The organism is Microbacterium sp. P5_E9 (assembly GCF_054049175.1).
The window spans coordinates 1-637 of sequence record NZ_JBFUMV010000082.1 but is presented as its reverse complement, the minus strand read 5'-3'; the positions used below and the strand labels follow the sequence as shown (position 1 = coordinate 637).

Sequence of the window (637 nt, the reverse complement as noted above, 5' to 3'; positions counted from 1 at the left end):
GCCCAACCACCCTGCGTCGGCCAGCGCCTGGTGGAAGTCGGAAGGAAAGCCGCCCTCGCGGTCCTTGCGCAACCAGTAGTCCGCATCGAAAGGCGCGCAGGCCTTGTCGATGGCTTCGCGAATTTGTTCCTGTTCCGGGGTCATGCTGAAATTCAAGGTTGCCTCCTGGCGAATAGATGAAACGGGCTCAGGCGGAAAAGCCACCGTCCAGCACGAGTCGCTGGCCGGTCGTGTAACCGGACCGGTTGGACGCAAGGAACACGATGGCGTCCGCGGCCTCGTCGGCCTTGCCGATGCGGCCAAGAGGCGGTCCCTTGTGCATCGCCTCGGCCACCTTTGGAGACAGGTGCGCCCATACGCGGTCCATCAGGCCAGTGTCGAAGGCACCCAGGCCCACCGAGTTTGCGCGGATGCCGTACCGACCCTCCTCGCGCGCGACCGCCCGGACCACGGACTCGATGGCGCCTTTCGGGCCAGTCGAAAGGATGTCCATCGGGGAATGCCGCGCCATCGCAGCCGAACTCAGCGCCACGATGGATCCCCCTCCGCCCGCCCGCAGGTGCGGCAGCGCCAGCTTGACGGCATTGAAGAAGCCGACTGCGTCGTTCATGATCGTGTCGCGCCACTCGTCCACGCC

General features: G+C 65.8%; 1 protein-coding gene. It reads right to left on the bottom strand.

Going from position 1 to position 637, the window contains the following annotated elements; translation table 11 throughout:
* Positions 1–187: 187 nt before the first annotated feature.
* The coding region (locus ACXJ3V_RS20330; RefSeq protein WP_457102169.1) for an SDR family NAD(P)-dependent oxidoreductase at positions 188–637 on the bottom strand (450 nt) is incomplete at its 5' end.